The sequence below is a fragment of the Paenibacillus sp. BT-177 genome, assembly GCF_025846815.2.
Classification (GTDB): domain Bacteria; phylum Bacillota; class Bacilli; order Paenibacillales; family Paenibacillaceae; genus Paenibacillus; species Paenibacillus polymyxa_C.
Genome location: NZ_JAOYTP010000004.1, coordinates 187285 through 203798 on the forward strand (window position 1 = coordinate 187285; position 16514 = coordinate 203798).

A 16514-nucleotide genomic window follows, 5' to 3' on the forward strand; every position below is an offset into this window, starting at 1 on the left:
GAACTTTACCGTGGATTCCGCTTTTTTGGAAGGAAAAAGGGCACTCCACAAATATCGTTTCATATATATTTTATTATTTGACAAATGGCATTGTCAAGGGAATGCAAACATTAGTAGAAGACCGTGCAGCTGTCCATATCATAATCAGCTCATCTAGCCAGAGGTTCAGCTACCGTATTGCAACTTATTCCTCCCAATGCAGTAATTCCTCGTCATCGAAAGCTCCATCTTGCTCAGCCACACTGAGATGATTGACCACGCGGCGTGTCATATCCCCCGAATATCCGCGTCTCATAAGAAACGGGAATGTTTTCCTCTTTTTATCCATTATATCACCACGTACCTGATTCCATTTCTTACGTCCAATCGACAATGCGCTCTCCCACTCCTCGTTGTCGGTGATCTCACCTAATGCTTCCCCGATAGAGGCTTTAGAAATGCCCTTCTGACGAAGTTCTTGTCTAATCCACATCTTACCCTTACGTTGGCTTGTTATACGCTGTCTTGCCCACTGACGGGCGTATAAATCATCATCTACTAGCTTCTCCCGTTGCAATTGCACCAATATCTCATCAATAACAGTCTGATCCACTTCTTTTTGCGCTAAACGCTGAGCAATTTCCTGACGTGTACGAGGCTTTTGACCCAAATAGCGCAGCGCATGTACATAAGCCTGTTGTTTTTCATCTGCCAGAACGATATCTTCTAGTTCTTTTTTGACGAATGACGTTCCTTTGAACATGTTGTACTTGATCATTACATCTTCCAATACAGACAGTGAATATGGACCAAAATGAATGATGTATCTTCCACGGTTGCGTCTCTGTCCCTGCTCCACTCTAGTAATCATCAATTCCTCATGATCTGGAAAAAGAGAAATCCCTTGCTGTTTATTTTCTTCCGAAGTGTATTCATCTTTATCGTCCAACTGCAATATGTTTCCCTCGCTTTGAAATTCACGAAAGCAGCCTACGATCACCTGCTACGTAAAAGTTAGATTCTGCTGACAAAGCAGACTTTATTTGATGCAAAAATGCCCTGCACAACTGTGCAGGGCATCAGAATCATGCTATTTAAACGGACTGTACCATAATCCCTAGGCTACAGTTCACATGACAGATCAGAAGCGAAGTTTCAGGCAAGCTTATTCAAGCTCCAACAATTCCTGTTCTTCCTTGGCCTCCTGTGCCAACTCTTCTTCTGTCGGTGGAGCAATTGTTGTAATTAAATTACTGGCCACCCGGATTTTTTGCTCGATCGTGCTAGCAATGTTCGGATTTTCCTTCAAAAATTGCTTTGCATTCTCACGTCCCTGACCAAGGCGCTCGCCTTCGTAGGAATACCAAGCTCCGCTCTTGTCGACAATGTCGTGCTCCGTACCGATATCAATCAAGCTTCCTTCTTTGGAAATGCCCTCACCGTACATAATATCCACTTCAGCCTGACGGAAAGGAGGTGCGACTTTATTCTTCACGACTTTAATACGTGTACGGTTACCCACGATGTCGTTACCCATTTTCAAGCTTTCGATACGACGAACATCCAAACGTACCGTAGAGTAAAACTTCAAGGCACGTCCACCCGGTGTAGTTTCAGGGTTACCGAACATAACACCTACTTTTTCACGGAGTTGGTTGATAAAGATAGCAATGGTTTTCGATTTATTAATGGCTCCAGACAGCTTACGCAATGCCTGTGACATCAAGCGCGCTTGAAGACCGACATGGGAATCTCCCATTTCGCCTTCAATCTCTGCCTTCGGTACAAGTGCCGCTACAGAGTCAACGACGATAATGTCCACTGCCCCACTACGCACAAGAGCTTCGGCAATCTCCAATGCCTGCTCACCTGTATCTGGTTGCGATAGTAACAACTCATCAATATTGACACCCAGCTTGCTCGCATACGACGGATCAAGTGCATGCTCGGCATCGATAAAGGCGGCTTGTCCGCCTGTTTTTTGCACCTCTGCGATAGCATGAAGAGCTACTGTCGTTTTACCGGATGATTCCGGTCCATATACTTCAATAATCCGGCCTCTTGGAAAGCCGCCCGTTCCTAACGCAATATCCAAAGCAATCGAACCACTGGGGATTGTTTCCACTTGCATGTGGGTAGACTCACCCAACTTCATGATGGAACCTTTACCAAATTGCTTTTCTATTTGACGGAGCGCCATATCCAGCGCAGCACGACGATCTGACAATAAACTCACATCCTTCATTGTTTGTACTTTAATAATACCTTGTTTTGACACGCTTGCCAAGCATTTTTTCGAACATACATTCGTTTTTTTTATTTCCCGCAGCTCTCTTCTATAATTATGCCTTTCTCTTAAAACGAAAAAAGAACCGCTGGCAAAAAGCTTTGCAACGGTTCTTCCGAATAAGAATATTATATCATGAATATCTATCTAAAACAACTCATCGATAATTAAGAGAGTTTCTCGTTCTCTACCAATCGGCGCCACAATCTGTACAGGATAGCTTTGACGGATCGCAAACGGATGGTCTCACGGTTACCGCTTAAATTCAGCTCATATACTTCTGTTTCCTTGTCGCGCTCAGCAATACCAATATACACCAGGCCGACTGGCTTCCGCTCGGAATATCCGGGCCCAGCTACACCAGTAACAGAAAGTCCGAAATCGCTGTCCATAATCATCCTTGCCTGCTCTGCAAGCACAAGGGCTACTTCCTTACTCACTGCGCCTGGCGCATGATCCCCTTCCAAATAATCATAAGGCACATTGAGCAATTTCATCTTCATTTCATTGGAATAACACACGATGCCACCTTGAAACATAACAGCACTGCCAGGTATAGAAGTGATGTGTTCCATCAGCATACCGCCTGTACAGCTTTCCGCTGCGCTCACAGTGAGTCCGCGCTTGGCCATTAAATCTACAATCACCTTCTCCAGCGTAACATCCTCACTTGCATACATATATTCGGAAAGACGCTGCTGAATTTGTACTTCCGTAGCCGTCAGCTTAATTAAAGCTTCACTCTCACTGGCCGCCTTGGTGGATATACGGATCGTGACTTCCCCTTCCTTGGCATAAGGAGCAATCGTGGGGTCCGTCTGGGATTCGATCAGATCTAACAAGCGCGTTTCAAGAGCTGACTCACCGATCCCTGCGAATTTTAGCATTTTCGAATAAATCGGCATCTCCTCACCGCTTAATGCCTGCTGAAGCAACCATGGTTTAGCATGATTTGCAAACATAGGTTTAAGTTCCTTAGGCGGTCCGGGCAAAACCACATAAAATTTACCGTCCTGTGCAATGGCATCCCCTATAGCTAAACCCGTCTCATTTTCAAGCGGAGTGGCTCCTTCAATAGAAAGCGCCTGGCGGCGGTTATTCTCGGTCATTTCTACCCCGCGGTTACGGAAAAACTGATCCAGCTTGTCCATGGCAAGGCGATCTATCTGCAATTTTCGCCCCAGTACAGCCGCTATTGCATCTTTTGTCAAATCGTCCTGAGTTGGCCCCAGCCCACCAGAAAACAAAATAATATCCGCACGCTTCTGAGCAAGATGTACCGCTTCCTGAAGTCGATCCATGTTATCGCCAACTACAGTCTGAAAATATACATCAATTCCGATAGTAGCTAGCTCTTGTGACAAATATTGGGCATTTGTATTTACTATTTGTCCAAGTAATAACTCTGTTCCTACTGCAATGATTTCAGCTTTCATCAATTCGTCCTCCTATGATGCGTATAATGTGAATTATGTAAAGAAACAGCAATAAGTTAAGTCCCTATTGCTGTTTCCATAAGATTTATCCTGTTAAACTTTAGAGGAGCTCAGCAAATGGATATTCTTTACAAAGTAATCAATACCCGAATAAATGGTGATTAACACAGCTGCCCATATCGCTATTAAATCAAACGGAATACCCAGAAAAACAAACGGGAAATTATTAATGAGCAGTGCTACAATAGCAACGATCTGGATGATCGTCTTTAATTTCCCCCAATTGCTTGCAGCAACCACAGAGCCATCCAATAAGGCGATCTGTCTCAGACCCGTAACCGCAAACTCACGACTGACAATCACAACGACAACCCAAGAATCAATTTTTCCCATTTCCACCAAAGAAACCAAAATAGAAGTTACCAACAGCTTATCAGCAAGGGGGTCCAACAGCTTGCCCAAATTGGTGACCATATTATTTTTACGAGCCAAATATCCGTCAAGGCCATCTGTGCTGGCTGCTACAAGGAAAATGATAGCCGCAATCAGCTGATTATACGGCAGCGTGAATGCACCGATCTCAATCGGTGGCGGATAAAAATCAAAATCCACCAGCAAAGCCAGCATCATCACCGGGATAAGGCAAATCCGCGTTATTGTAATTCTGTTGGGTAAATTCACAACACACTCTCCCCTGATTATCGTACTTGATTACAAATGGCAGCTTTCGGATTGAATTCAATCCTATGTAAATCGCTTTCGACGAGCGTTATACACCTCAATGTCTGCATTTTCGTTACAAGTATAATATGGCGCAAAACGCATGTCAAAATAACCTGCTGCACATCAAGCAACGTTTAGTCCTACAAAATCTATGAGAGAAACGGCTTATTTCATGTTTGTAAATTGAAGCTCCAACGGTAGATCGGCTTTCCGCAGCAATTGAATAATGGCTTGTAAATCATCCCTATTTTTTCCAGTTACTCGAATTTGATCACCTTGAATCTGACTTTTCACTTTAAGCTTGGAATCCCGAATAAGGATATTAATTTTTTTGGCGTTATCCTGATCAATTCCCTGTTTAAGAGAAAGACGCTGACGCACTGAACCTAAAGAAGCTGGTTCCAATTTTCCAAATTCCACATTTTTAAGGGATAGACCTCGTTTGACCATTTTAGATTGCAAAATATCAATCACTGCATTCAGCTTGTATTCATCTTCCGATGCAATCGTAAGGGCATCTTTCTCAAGCTTGAGGCTACTTTTGCTCCCCTTGAAATCAAATCTCGTTTCAATTTCACGCTCCGTCTGATGAACCGCATTTGTTAACTCCTGCATATCCATTTTGGAGACGATATCAAATGAATTTTCTGAAGCCATCGTTTCACTTTCCTTTCCACAACAAAGTTCAATATCTAATTATAGGCTAGTCATTTACAAAAATCCAATAATCCGTTCACTAAAAAGGCGTTCTTGCCAGTTCCCCGACAAAAACGCCTTTATTTACAATTGCAGTTTAACATTTCTAATAGTGACTTCGTGTTGGATTTCTAAACATATCCAAAATTCCAAGCACAATGTGAGCAAGACCAAAGCCTAATATGCCATAGCCCCATGCATTCGGTGTTAGATAATAGCCCAGCAAACTGACAATAATCCCGAGCCCAGTCACAATCCAGCTGACGGTCATAACGTATACACCTCACTTTGCGGAAAATGAACTGACTGACTTTCCAAGAATTACAGTCATTAGTATTTCACCGCAACAAGGCGTTTATTCACCATCAGTAGTTGTACTAGAATCTGTCCCACTTTGTGTAGTATCCGTACTACCATTTGTCGTCGTATCCGTTGAACCCGTCACCCCAGTACTCGCTCCAGTGGAAGAAGCTTCCCCTTGCTGTATCAACACGCGAGTCGTCGATTTATTATCGGTTATCGGTTGACCGGCAACGGAGATATCCGTGGCAGAAGACCGCCCTGATTTAATATATAGACCTTCCGGACCAATATCGAAAGACATCGTGTCCCCACTTTTAGTCATACCGTAGCTCAGCTTTTCTCCACGGGAATTTTGTCCCTTATACACCTCAAGCCAGCTTTCGCCCGTTGCCTTAATATCAACCTTGACCGTGGCCCCCGTTGCACTGGAGACTTTGAAGATCGTCGTCTTGCCTTGCTTACCATCCTGAGCCACAGTTACTCCCTGCGCTGGCGTAGTCGTATCCGGCTGCTGACCAGTATTTGGAGTCGTCGCATCTGTAGTTCCCGTACCACCTGGCTGGGTTTCCCCGGTTTTCCCCGTATCAGGGGTCTGCCCGCCAGCACCATTTGGTGCCGTTGTCTGACCATTATTCGGTGTCGTAGTTGTATTTGGAGTAGACGTGTTTGGTGTCGTACTTGGCGTTGTGTTAGGTGTTGTACTTGGTGTACTTGGTGTACTTGGTGTTGTAATCGGCGTTGTGTTTTCTGCTGTTTTTGGAGTGGAATGGTTGTTACTCACCCAATAAGCATAAATAACCCCAACAATGAGAACTAGAAAAAGCCACATTAACGCTGTAGGCAACCATTTAAGATTGCCAATCGTCGCGGGACGGCTGGAGCGTTTCTGTGTAACAGGCTCCATGACTGCTTCCGGTTCAGGTTCAGGCACATTGCTTTGGTGCCCTTCCAGAAGCTCATCGGGATTCAACCCGACCGTTTCGGCGTATGTTTTAATAAAAGCTCTGACATAAAAGCTTCCCGGCAGCACTTTGTAATCGCCCGTCTCAATGGCTTCCAGATAACGTTTGCGTATCTTCGTCATTTCCTGAACATCGTCAAGGCTCAATCCTTTTTGCAGCCGGGCCTCCTTTAATTGCTGACCCAGTTCTGACATGTCATCATCTCCTTGTGTAATTACACTTATTTAAAGATCTTCTGTATAACTGGCTGTAAAGGTATCATAAATAATTTCCTCAGCCGGATTATTGCGAAGTTCAATAATGATATTGAAATCGTCAAAGCTGTATCCCGATTCACGCACAAATACATCAGGATGCTCAATCACTTTGGTACTTGGCATGCTCATAATTTCCTGAAGCAGGTGATAATGTCTTTCATTTGATCGAATTGTACTCACAATGCCATCAATAATAAACACATTGTTGGGATTCATTTCTTCCTCAGAAAGCTGACTGCGTACCGTCTGTCGTAATAACGTCGACGACACAAAAGTCCATCGCTTCATTGCACATACGCTACTGGCAATAATGGACTCCGTTTTACCCACACGCGGCATCCCGCGAAGACCAATTACCTGATTGCCATCCCTCTTTAATACTTCACCCAAAAAATCGACCAGCAACCCAAGCTCATCGCGTGTAAAGCGGAAAGTTTTACGATCATCTGAATCCCGATCAATGTAACGGCCATGTCTAACTGCCAATATATCGACCAGTCTCGGAGCACGTAAGGCCGTGACTGTAATGTTGCTGGCTTTTTTTAACGTATCTCCGAGAATGCGTATTTTCTCGTCATCGTCTGTTTCGAGAAGCATCCCCCGTCTTTCGCCTTCAACACCGTTAATCGTCAGTATATTAACCCCCAGAATACCAAGCATGGAAGCAATGTCCCCCAGCAGTCCGGGTCGATTTTTATGTATCTTGTATTCCATGTACCACTGTTTCGTCTCTTCCGTCACGTTAGCACCTCATTCACATTCAAACCGTCAACAATGCCAAATCAAAGCATAATTGTATCATAAGATAGCATCATTCGACAAAACCAATTATTGAAATTTAATAGGCTATATTGTGTTGTAAGCCTCAATCACGTTTATGATATATAAATTACAATGGAATTACAAGAACAGCTCTGTAACCATTACAGAAAAGCCCCCCAAAAGGGAGCTTTTCATGTTGGTTCCTGCTTATGCGTTGCTCTTGGCCAATTTAACCATTAGCCGGGCGATGGTGTGACGCTCGTTCTCATCGGCAACTCCCCACAGTTCTTTCAGTGCGCGGTTGGAGTGGTTGGCTGGATCGACCTTCTCATCCAGAAAATCACCGATTTCGTAAGCAAGCTCTGCAATGGTATCTTGACTGATTCCCAGCTTCTCCGCTTGCTCTACACGCTGACCAAGGAACTTTTTCCAAACATCAAAATTCTGAACAACTGTTGACATACTTAAATCCTCCTTAGATGATTCAGATTTAAAATCAACAGTTGTAATATGCTCTTCACAGACGCTTACTATACTGGTGAATTCCTCCATGCGCTGTATTCCTTAAGTCACCCATCCTCCGTTAGGACTTATGACCTGGCCATTAATATAACCTGACTCAGGAAGCGCAAGAAAATAAACCAGGGACGATATTTCATCAGGCCGCGCCAATCGTCCGGCAGGGATATCTTCCTCCAAACTGTTAATTTCGCCTGCATCCAAATGATCCAACATCGACGTGTCTACTGCCCCTGGAGCCACAGCATTCACTGTTACTCCAGAAGGCGCAACCTCTTGAGCCAGCGCTTTAGTGAAAGCGTTAATGCCTCCCTTGGTAGTGGAGTACAATACCTCGCACGAAGCTCCACATATGCCCCACACAGACGAAACATTCACAATACGGCCATAGCGTTGGGAAATCATATGCGGCATAAAAACCTGCGTACATAAAAAAGTTCCCTTAACATTCACGGCCATCACTTCGTCCCATTCCTCTTCTGAAACATCTGAAAGTAGCCCATAATGAGATATTCCAGCATTATTCACTAGAATATCTGGCTTCATTCCGTGATTATCCAGCTTTTCCCGCATGCGTTCAATCTGCTCCTTACTCCGCAGATCGGCTGACACAGTCATTACCTTGCCTGAATAAGTCATGCAACGACGGGCAACTTCATTTGCTTTTTCATGGGACTTCATGTAGTGAATGACCACATTCATCCCTACTGCTGCAAAACGCTCGGCAATAGCCGCACCAATTCCACCACTTGCTCCTGTAATCAGCACAGTCGTATCGCCAATAGCCTTTAATTCTCCGCCCTCGGTGGTCATCGTTTCCCTCTCCCTAGACATTACGGACTCACCACCAGCGATATTGCCATTTGATCCCACTGTATATGATCTTTCAGACGTCGGTTTACATCCTCAAGCGTGATACTTTCATAAACCGGAAGCAATTGAAAAAAATCACTGCCGCGGAAGCGATGTCTTGTAAACTCATGTGCAATATTTTCAGGAGAATTGAGTGTGCGTAGATAACCGCCGATCTTCTTTTTGCGCGCTCGTTCAAAATGTTCTGCTGCAAATCCCTGCTTCTGAATAGACTCTACCTCTTCTCGTATCCTAGCCAACAGGCGATCAGGGTCTTTGGTATCCCCACCGATCGCAGAAAATGCATACTGTTGCGTACTGTTGTACTCATGACCAAAACTGTCCGAAATTAGATCCTCATCGTAGAGCTTCTGATATAGCTGTGTACTGGAACCAAACAAGAGATCAAGCATCAGCTTGGTTTCGAGATCATGACGAAGCAATGCTTCCCCCGTTAGACCTACTTCGGTCTCCTTGAATCCCAAAAGCAGCTTTGGTAAAGAAACGGCCAGCTTTACTTCACGCCGTGGTTCTGCAACTGTAGTGGGTTCATCATCGAAAATCCGCTCGATCTCTCCCTGCGGCTTATAGTCCTTTTTCGCCTGATTATTACGTACCAATTCAATTACTTTGGCTGGGTCCACTCCACCTACTACAAAAAGAATCATATTACTTGGATGGTAAAAAGCTTCATAGCAACTGTACAATGTTTCCTTTGTAATCGTACTGATGGATTGAATAGTACCTGCTATATCAATATGCACCGGATGGACCTTGTACAATGCCTCAATCAAACCAAAGTAACTCCGCCAGTCGGGGTTATCTTCATACATATTGATTTCCTGACCGATAATGCCTTTTTCCTTCTCCACATTTTCATCTGTAAAGTAAGGATGCTGAACAAAATTGACTAGCGTGGTCAAATTTTCTTGAATGCGTTCAGTTGCCGAAAACAGATATACTGTTTGATCAAAGCTCGTAAATGCGTTCGCCGATGCTCCATTAGAGGAAAAGGTAGCAAAAATATCGCCTTCAGGCTCTTCAAACATTTTATGCTCCAAAAAATGGGCTATGCCATCTGGCACCTTGACAGGCTGTTGACCTTCTACTCGGAAATGATTATCAACTGAGCCGTATTTAGTCGCAAATGTGGCATACGTCTTCTGAAAGCCTGGTTTGGGCAACACATAAACGTGCAAGCCATTATCCATTACTTCATAGTACAGCGTTTCCTGCAAATGCTCATACGATATATGCTCCAACGCTATTCCCCCTTCTGGTCTCTCAAGAAATAAATAGTGTCCAGTCGGAACGTCCGGGCGGCATCCTGAACATCCTGCACCTTGACTGCCTCCACCTGGCTTAGCAGTTCCTCTACCGTCCGCTCTTTGCCGGAAAGCTGTCTGTTAAAATCATAGGCAATCATTTCAAAAGCGGAGTCCTGCATTTCCTTTAGCAAGTTGCGTATCATCGCCTGCGTCTGGGTCATTTCTAGCTCGGTAATCGCTCCATTTTGCGTATCTTCCAGTTGCTTGCGGATAATAGTAACCGCCTTTTCATAATTAGGAATTTCGATACCGGATTGTATTGTGCCAATGCCTTTATGCCCGTCATACCGTGACGAAGCGTAATACGCCAAACTCTCCTTCTCCCTCACATTGACAAACAGCTTTGAATGCGGATACCCGCCCAGAATGCCATTGTACATCAGAGCGGAAGCATAACGTTCATCGCCATACGTAATAGGGGTACGCAGTCCCATGTTGAGCTTGCCTTGGTTCACATCGAGACGCTCTACTATAGTTTGCACATCACGTTCTACCGATTTGGGCTGTTCGATTACATATTCCGTTTCCGTCGAGCGATTTAATTGAAAATAGCGATCAACAAACTTTTCAACTTCTTCCAGCGTGGTATCACCCACAACATATAAATCCATGCTGGCATTATTCAGCCATTCTCCATAAGCCTCGTATAAACTTTGTGCACTTATGCTGTCCAGATCAGATCGCTGACCAAGAGGATGCAGACGATAAGGCTCATCCTTGCACATCTCCTCCATACAGCGCTCCCCAGCATAACGTATTTTATCGTTAACTATAGATTCCAGCTTCTTACGAACATTTTCTCGTTCCTGCTGTACATATCCTGTTTGAAATGCACCGTTTTCCAATGCAGGCTTCGTCAAAACCTCTCCTAGGAAAGCAAACGAACGATCCAGTAAACTATCTGGACTGCTTACAAAGCTGTCATTAATCGTATCCATGCGAAATTGAACGATCTGATAATCTCCACGTTTGTATACATCGAATCCAAAACCCGCACCATACAATTGCTCTAACTGCTCTCTAAATTGTGTAGTCTGCGGATATGATTCTGTACCCCGTCTCAGAACGAAAGGTACCAGTCCCACACGAGTTACAGTTTCCTCACTTAGCGGAGTACCTACATACAGTGATATGGCAAACGTCTTAAAGCGCTTGGTCGGCAGTACATGAATTCTCAGTTGTCTGCGTGTACCACGCTCGAAACCTGTTTTGTTCAAGTCCAAAACTCCTTTGTGACGTCAATTTGCGTCTAGCCTTTGATTAGCATTAGCTGTTGTACATCTTTTTCCTGTAAAGAGGTAAAGTGTACCAATCTTTATTCTAACTATGCAAAAGCCAAGAAGCAACCGGAGACAAGCTTCCGGCTGCTTCGGCGTTTTACATGCAGAAAATATGTTCCCCGATAGTTTTCACCTGCGGACGGGACCAAATCCATTTGGAGGTGGCTGTTTTAGGGTTAAAATAATAGAGACATCCTCCGCTTGGGTCCCAGCCATTCAGGGCTTGACGTACCGCCTTTTGTGCAGTCTCATTCGGCGTGAGCCAGATTTGGCCGTCTGCTACAGCAGTGAAAGCCCCCGGCTGAAAGATTACCCCAGACGGTGTGTTTGGAAAACTGGGCGACTTGACCCTGTTCAAAATAACAGCCGCCACGGCAACTTGTCCTTCAAACGGCTCGCCGCGGGATTCACCGTAGACCGCATTGGCCATGATCTTAAGATCGTTTTCAGAAAGCCCCATGGTGTTGGCCGATCCCATCGTTTCTTCATTTTGATCTGATTTATTGTTATTGTTCGCTGCCTGTCCCTGATCGGATCCTTGATTGTTACGATGCATTGGCGTTTCCGTTGGCTTCCAGTGTGGAGTAGCATTCACCAGTTTTAATTTGGTTTTCGCACCAACCACTCCATCGGGTCTGATACCAAACTCCTTTTGAAAACCCTTGACAGCCTTTAGTGTACTACTGCCAAAATGGCTGTCCACTTTCCCACCAAAAAAACCCAGCAACTTCAATCGTGATTGCAGCTCATAAACATCCTGGCCATAAGAACCAAAATCAACCGCTTCTGAACTGAATGTCGGCTGAACAGGCTGCGCCGCTGTTACTTTCTGCTGCGTGCTCAGCGACTCTGCTCGCTCCTGTGCAGAGTCGTTTTTAAAAAGCCCTGTGTACGTAATAGCCGAGGCTGCGAGGATACCCGTGCAAATCCAGACCATTGTCTTTTTCATATGCTGCGCTCTACCTTTCTTTTGTGGGATTAACAGGATGGCTACGTTTATTATGACAAGCTCCGCTAGAAGCTATTCACCCTTTTAATCTTCTTTTAGCAGGCAGTTCCAAACCTCAAAAAAAACATCACAAAAAAACGCTATTTGCGTGCATGGAGTTGTCATACTTAACAACTCATCATGCGTACAAACAGCGTTTAAATGGAATCTGATAAAAGATAATGCTCAGGAGCTAACTTTATTCTGCTGGTATTGTTCCATTGAGATAAGTACCTCACGGGGCTTACTTCCCTCGTAAGGACCGATGACACCGCGAGCTTCCATGGAGTCAATCAGTCGGGCAGCACGTGTATAACCGATCCGCATACGGCGCTGAAGGAGCGAAACGGAAGCTTGTTTAGCCTCTAAAATGATGTTGACAGCTTGATCATACAGCTCATCCAGCATTTCATCCGCATCAGTGGATACCTCTTCCACCTCCGGCACAAGCGTTTCATCATACTGCGCTTCACCCTGTTCACGCACATAGTTAACAATATTCTCCACTTCCTGATCACTCATAAACGCTCCCTGAACGCGGACTGGTTTGGAAGCTCCCATCGGCATGAACAGCATGTCACCACGTCCGAGCAGTTTCTCAGCACCGCCCATATCCAGTATGGTGCGGGAATCCACCTGCGAAGAAACGCCGAAGGCAATACGTGAAGGAATATTGGCTTTAATAACCCCTGTAATTACATCAACCGAAGGTCTTTGTGTTGCAATAATCAGATGGATGCCTGCTGCACGCGCCATTTGGGCAAGTCGCGCAATCGCATCCTCCACATCTCCTGCAGCAACCATCATCAAATCTGCCAGCTCGTCCACAATAACGACAATGTAAGGCAGAAATGCATCCGGGTTATCCTTCATCAAATTGTTGTAGCCCTCAATATTACGGGTGCCTGATTTGGAAAACAGCTCATACCTTTTTTCCATTTCAACTACGATTTTCTTCAATGCCAGTGAGGCACGCTTGGGATCAGTCACGACCGGAGCCAATAAATGGGGGATTCCGTTGTACACGTTCAACTCCACCATCTTGGGATCAACCATCAGAAATTTCACCTCATCTGGCTTCGCTTTGTATAAAATACTCGTGATAATCCCATTGATACACACCGATTTACCCGAACCCGTAGCTCCAGCTACAAGCAGATGGGGCATCTTGGCTAAATTACCGACAATCGTTTGTCCTGCAATATCACGTCCAAATGCAATCGACAAATTGGAAACCGATTCCTGGAAAACTGTCGTTTCCATTACCTCACGCATGGTTACGATAGAAACTTCATTATTTGGAACTTCTATCCCTATGGCGGACTTGCCGGGAATAGGTGCCTCCATACGGATATCCTTTGCAGCAAGCGCAAGTGCAATGTCATCCGTCAGACTCACAATCCGGCTAACCTTCACGCCAATGTCCGGCTGGATTTCATAACGTGTGACGGCTGGACCACGTACAACCTCCAGCACTTTCGCCCGAACACCGAAGCTTTCAAGCGTGGCCTCCAGCTTGCGTGCTGTTTGCATGTAATCCTTTTGTCCCATGCCTTTGCCTGCATTTTGCGGTTTGGCAAGCAAACGGAACGATGGGAGCTTGTACGGCTTAGGCGGTGGTGGAGTTGGAATAGCTACATTATTCCCTTCAGCTTCTTCGCCTGTCAATCCATTAGCAATCGTCTGAGCCAGTTCCTGAGCTTCTTCTGATGTCTCATGGATCATTGCCGAATCATTTCTATTCATATCCGCATCGGCATCCATAAAATTACTATCCAGAGGTTCATCAATGGAATCGTTCCGCACTCCACCTGTCAGGGAGTCTTCAAGTTCAGCCTCTGATCTTTTTTCCTCATTTTTCACTTGTTCGAAGAAGTCCCTAATGATTGGCGATCTTTTTACCGAAATTGAGGCTTCCTGTTCAACGTGTTCGATCACGTCAGATAGCTCTTCTCCCTGATTGCCATCTCTCCACTGAGGCTGCACGTCACCAGCCTCATATAGAAGATCATGTTCATCTTCATCCGCATGGGCAGGTTGCTCTTCCTTGTCCGCCTTATCTGTATTTTTAAGGCCAAACAACTGAAAGAAAATGGGCTGCTTGCGTGCTGGAGGCTGCATTTCATCAAAGTCATCATCCATATCCTCCTCATAGGCAGGAATAGGCTCAGATTTGGGTTTTCTATTTCCGCTGCCCTTGCTTGATGCAGAAAGCGGAGTGGCTTTTCCAGTCCATTTTTTCCGCACGCTTCCCCCGGCTGTCAGCAGTTTGGTCTTTACAATCCGCACTAAATCCACATAAGACAGTTGAGTCATCAGCATAAAACAAATGACGAACATGACAATCATGATCAGCTTAGCTCCTGTGAGACCAAACAGCCACAACAGAACGGTAAGCTGTAATGCGCCAACGTAGCCCCCGCTAATATCCTTATTCAGCATGGAGGTATGGCCTTGCTGATCAGGCGACAGCAACTGCTCACGCATATCTATATGTATCTGGGTCATCACTCCGCCCGGCTGAAGCGCGTTGATCGGTCCCAAACGCTGCTCCATAGATGAAATAGAACTCATAAGTGTAAAGGCAAATACCAACAACAGCAAACCCGTCTTCCGTGAGTTCCACTGGTTCGGCCACTTGCGGTGAATCATCACCATCAGACCATAATAAATGCCAATCAGGGGGATCACAAAATAGAATTTCCCCAGTACAAGCCCAAACATCTTGGATAGCGACCGACCAACCGCCGCTTCACCCGACAACGCAATGACCGCCAATGTAATCAGCACAATGCCGTAAATTTCATATTTTAAAACTCCACCAAATATGGCTTTCTTTTTTCTTTTTCTTCTTCTGGACATACTAGGTCACCCCCCAGAAGAATATTATACCACGTCACTCGCTATCCGCACATATGTTCTTTTTCAGCAGCAAATGACCTATTTCTGTACTATTCGACAGCTTCTATGACCACTCGATGACCTGACCTGGTCCATAACGAGGATTGAGGTAGGCTTCCAACGGACAGTCCAACAGCCTTACTATGATCCCCCGACGACTTTCAAGCGGCTGTACCTGCATAAGCAGACCGTCTACCCGGACCTCTACAAGCTCCTCTCCTTCCTTCCACATCCCTTCCCACACCAATTCCATTGGCATTACAGTATATAATGTCATTGGGGTAGCTCCTTGCTGTGCTCACTTGAAGGGGTTCCTGTAGGGATGCCTGTAGCATTGGGTGAAAAAGGGGCATATGGAGTCTGCTGTGGAGTCCCTGTCATCCCGTTTTGCTGACGGCGCGCCTCAATGATGGTATTCAACTGTTTTAGCGCCTCTCCTATCCCACCAACCGCATCCATCAAACCGTATTTTACTGCATCGATTCCTCCAACCGCTGTACCAATGTCACGGTTTAATTCTCCAGTTTTGAACATCAGTTCCTTGAACCGCTCTTCTGTGATGCGGGAATGAGAAACGACGAAGCGGACGACACGCTCCTGCATTTTTTCCATATATTCAAAAGTCTGTGGGACTCCAATGACAAGGCCGCTCATACGAATAGGATGAATGGTCATCGTCGCACTCTCAGCAATGTAAGAATAAGTAGAAGATACGGCAATCGGCACACCGATACTATGCCCTCCACCTATGACTATGGTCACTGTTGGTTTACTCATGGAAGCGATCATCTCAGCAATAGCTAGACCTGCCTCTACATCACCGCCAACTGTATTTAGCAAAATCATTAATCCTTCGATACGTGGGTTTTGCTCTGCCGCTACCAACTGCGGAATAATGTGCTCATATTTTGTTGTTTTGTTTTGAGGCGGTAAGATGAGATGTCCTTCAATCTGACCGATAATCGTCATACAAAAAATATTGGACTCGCTTCCGGGCATGGAGGTTTGACCCAGCTGCTGTAAAGCCTCCATAGCAGGTAAAACGGGTCTTTGTCCAACTTCTGGTTGTTCTGGCGCTTCCGTTTCCTCGTTGCCAGAAGATAAATTGCTGTAATGTTCCATATGGGTGATCTTCCTTTCGCTTTACGCATCTATGTGCCCCGTATTCACCCTATAGTATAGGATAGAAATGGAATATTTTATACCCACCTCCATGCCTTTCCTCAACCCCAAAATCAAAA

Annotated in this window: 16 protein-coding genes; all 16 read right to left on the reverse strand. The window is 45.2% G+C overall.

Features of this window, described 5'->3' with window-relative positions:
• Window positions 1-184: 184 nt before the first annotated feature.
• The 16 genes from OIU26_RS14380 to OIU26_RS14455 all read right to left on the reverse strand — a co-directional run bounded on the left by OIU26_RS14380 (window position 185) and on the right by OIU26_RS14455 (window position 16395).
• Window positions 185-934: a RecX family transcriptional regulator gene (locus OIU26_RS14380; protein WP_264217397.1), complete on the reverse strand. Its 750-nt coding sequence runs from the start codon at window positions 932-934 to the stop codon at window positions 185-187.
• A 210-nt stretch (window positions 935-1144) separates the two neighbouring features.
• The gene (recA, locus tag OIU26_RS14385; RefSeq protein WP_025679773.1) at window positions 1145-2206 is read right to left on the reverse strand and encodes a recombinase RecA; all 1062 of its coding nucleotides are present in this window, start codon (window positions 2204-2206) and stop codon (window positions 1145-1147) included.
• Between the two features lie 227 nt (window positions 2207-2433).
• Window positions 2434-3702, reverse strand: coding sequence for a competence/damage-inducible protein A (locus OIU26_RS14390; protein WP_264217221.1), 1269 nt, complete (start codon window positions 3700-3702; stop codon window positions 2434-2436).
• A 93-nt stretch (window positions 3703-3795) separates the two neighbouring features.
• Complete coding sequence (gene pgsA / locus OIU26_RS14395; protein ID WP_264217222.1) at window positions 3796-4383, reverse strand: CDP-diacylglycerol--glycerol-3-phosphate 3-phosphatidyltransferase; 588 nt, start codon at window positions 4381-4383, stop codon at window positions 3796-3798.
• 207 nt (window positions 4384-4590) lie between these two features.
• Window positions 4591-5082, reverse strand: coding sequence for a YajQ family cyclic di-GMP-binding protein (locus tag OIU26_RS14400; RefSeq protein WP_013370750.1), 492 nt, complete (start codon window positions 5080-5082; stop codon window positions 4591-4593).
• 145 nt (window positions 5083-5227) lie between these two features.
• Entirely contained in the window at window positions 5228-5392 is a 165-nt protein-coding gene (locus tag OIU26_RS14405; protein WP_013370749.1) for a hypothetical protein, read from the reverse strand.
• Window positions 5393-5476: 84 nt separating this feature from the next.
• Window positions 5477-6580: a RodZ domain-containing protein gene (locus OIU26_RS14410; protein ID WP_264217223.1), complete on the reverse strand. Its 1104-nt coding sequence runs from the start codon at window positions 6578-6580 to the stop codon at window positions 5477-5479.
• Between the two features lie 30 nt (window positions 6581-6610).
• The gene (locus tag OIU26_RS14415) at window positions 6611-7384 is read right to left on the reverse strand and encodes a DUF3388 domain-containing protein (protein WP_013370747.1); all 774 of its coding nucleotides are present in this window, start codon (window positions 7382-7384) and stop codon (window positions 6611-6613) included.
• Window positions 7385-7612: 228 nt separating this feature from the next.
• Window positions 7613-7867 (reverse strand): DUF3243 domain-containing protein, encoded by a 255-nt coding sequence (locus OIU26_RS14420; RefSeq protein ID WP_013370745.1) that lies wholly within the window; start codon window positions 7865-7867, stop codon window positions 7613-7615.
• 102 nt (window positions 7868-7969) lie between these two features.
• A complete protein-coding gene (ymfI, locus tag OIU26_RS14425) occupies window positions 7970-8737 on the reverse strand; it encodes an elongation factor P 5-aminopentanone reductase (protein ID WP_013370744.1) in 768 nt (255 codons plus the stop codon).
• A gap of 20 nt (window positions 8738-8757) precedes the next feature.
• A complete protein-coding gene (yfmH, locus tag OIU26_RS14430) occupies window positions 8758-10038 on the reverse strand; it encodes an EF-P 5-aminopentanol modification-associated protein YfmH (protein WP_264217224.1) in 1281 nt (426 codons plus the stop codon).
• A gap of 2 nt (window positions 10039-10040) precedes the next feature.
• Window positions 10041-11321, reverse strand: coding sequence for an EF-P 5-aminopentanol modification-associated protein YfmF (gene yfmF / locus OIU26_RS14435; protein ID WP_264217225.1), 1281 nt, complete (start codon window positions 11319-11321; stop codon window positions 10041-10043).
• A 160-nt stretch (window positions 11322-11481) separates the two neighbouring features.
• On the reverse strand, window positions 11482-12333 hold the full coding sequence (gene sleB, locus OIU26_RS14440) for a spore cortex-lytic enzyme (protein WP_013370741.1): 852 nt from the start codon (window positions 12331-12333) through the stop codon (window positions 11482-11484).
• 225 nt (window positions 12334-12558) lie between these two features.
• Window positions 12559-15234: an FtsK/SpoIIIE family DNA translocase gene (locus OIU26_RS14445; RefSeq protein WP_264217226.1), complete on the reverse strand. Its 2676-nt coding sequence runs from the start codon at window positions 15232-15234 to the stop codon at window positions 12559-12561.
• Between the two features lie 103 nt (window positions 15235-15337).
• Window positions 15338-15550 (reverse strand): YlzJ-like family protein, encoded by a 213-nt coding sequence (locus OIU26_RS14450; protein ID WP_013370739.1) that lies wholly within the window; start codon window positions 15548-15550, stop codon window positions 15338-15340.
• Window positions 15547-16395, reverse strand: a complete 849-nt coding sequence (locus OIU26_RS14455) for a ClpP family protease (protein WP_025679758.1) — start codon at window positions 16393-16395, stop codon at window positions 15547-15549. The genes OIU26_RS14450 and OIU26_RS14455 overlap by 4 nt, the downstream gene beginning before the upstream one ends.
• Window positions 16396-16514: the final 119 nt, after the last annotated feature.

What these genes read in the sequence shown, in the direction of transcription:
- ymfI (WP_013370744.1), bottom strand. Translation starts at nt 8,737, where the DNA reads ATGACCACCGAGGGCGGAGAATTAAAGGCTATTGGCGATACGACTGTG.
- sleB (WP_013370741.1), bottom strand. Translation starts at nt 12,333, where the DNA reads ATGAAAAAGACAATGGTCTGGATTTGCACGGGTATCCTCGCAGCCTCG.
- OIU26_RS14445 (WP_264217226.1), bottom strand. Translation starts at nt 15,234, where the DNA reads ATGTCCAGAAGAAGAAAAAGAAAAAAGAAAGCCATATTTGGTGGAGTT.
- OIU26_RS14400 (WP_013370750.1), bottom strand. Translation starts at nt 5,082, where the DNA reads ATGGCTTCAGAAAATTCATTTGATATCGTCTCCAAAATGGATATGCAG.
- OIU26_RS14410 (WP_264217223.1), bottom strand. Translation starts at nt 6,580, where the DNA reads ATGTCAGAACTGGGTCAGCAATTAAAGGAGGCCCGGCTGCAAAAAGGA.
- OIU26_RS14450 (WP_013370739.1), bottom strand. Translation starts at nt 15,550, where the DNA reads ATGACATTATATACTGTAATGCCAATGGAATTGGTGTGGGAAGGGATG.
- OIU26_RS14390 (WP_264217221.1), bottom strand. Translation starts at nt 3,702, where the DNA reads ATGAAAGCTGAAATCATTGCAGTAGGAACAGAGTTATTACTTGGACAA.
- OIU26_RS14420 (WP_013370745.1), bottom strand. Translation starts at nt 7,867, where the DNA reads ATGTCAACAGTTGTTCAGAATTTTGATGTTTGGAAAAAGTTCCTTGGT.
- OIU26_RS14405 (WP_013370749.1), bottom strand. Translation starts at nt 5,392, where the DNA reads ATGACCGTCAGCTGGATTGTGACTGGGCTCGGGATTATTGTCAGTTTG.
- OIU26_RS14455 (WP_025679758.1), bottom strand. Translation starts at nt 16,395, where the DNA reads ATGGAACATTACAGCAATTTATCTTCTGGCAACGAGGAAACGGAAGCG.